The 935-nt window shown below is 40.2% G+C and carries 1 protein-coding gene; it reads right to left on the bottom strand.

The window, feature by feature from the left end; translation table 11 throughout:
• Nucleotides 1–33: 33 nt before the first annotated feature.
• A partial coding sequence (locus FZ952_RS11505) for an ISL3 family transposase (RefSeq protein ID WP_148881753.1) occupies nt 34–935 on the bottom strand: 902 nt, incomplete at its 5' end.

Below are 935 nucleotides of genomic sequence, written 5' to 3'. Positions count from 1 at the left end.
GGCTCTTTGTCAACTGTAGTGGGTTGATGTCAGCTAACATCTGGAGAGGACAAAATTGGTCCTCTCCTTTTTGATACTCAAAGTGATGAGAATTCTAGTTCTAAAGTTGTCAAAGTTCCGAAAGCCAAAAGCGTTGCGCTTGATAACCTTGATGAGGTTGTTAGTAGCCTCCAGTTTTGCATTTGAGTAAGGGAGTTCAAGAGCGTTGATAATTTTATCTTTGTCCTTGAGAAAGGTTTTAAAAACAGTCTGAAAGATAGGATTTATACAAGCAATCCTTTCTTCAATGAGTCCAAAGAAATGCTCCGCTTGTTTCTCTTGAAAATGAAAAAGCAAGAGTTGGTAAAGCTCATAGTGTTCTCTGAGTTCTTGAGAGTAAGAGAGTAGCTTTTCAAGAATCTCTTGATTTGTCAAGTGCATACGAAAAGTCGGACGATAAAAGCGTTTATGACTTAGTTTTCGACTGTCTTGTTGGATCAGTTTCCAGTAACGTTTCAGTGCCTTATATTCGTGCGATTTTCGAACCAATTGATTCATGATTTGAACACGAACACGACTCATAGCACGGCTAAGATGTTGCACAATGTGAAAGCGATCGAGGACGATTTTAGCGCATGGAAAAAGTTGTCTAGCCAAGTCATAGTAGGGACTAAACATGTCCATGGTAATGACTTTCACCCCGTTTCGGAGCTGTCTGGAATAGCGCAGAAAGTGATTGCGAATCGTTGCTTGGGTCCGTCCGTCTAGGATAGCTATAATCCTTCTTAAATCGAAATCCTGTGCAATGAAGCTCATCTTTCCTTTCTTGAAGCTATATTCATCCCAAGACATGTGAGTTGGAAGATAAGATAAATCTGTCTTGAATTTAAACTCTTTCAGTTTACGAATGACGGTTGACGTGGAAACTGCTAAGCTTTCAGCGATGGCCGTCATAG

It is taken from the genome of Streptococcus sp. Marseille-P7376 (assembly GCF_902460385.1).
In the GTDB taxonomy this organism is placed as follows: domain Bacteria; phylum Bacillota; class Bacilli; order Lactobacillales; family Streptococcaceae; genus Streptococcus; species Streptococcus sinensis.
Note: the sequence above shows the minus strand (reverse complement) of the source record. Positions and strands in the feature narration are given on the sequence as shown.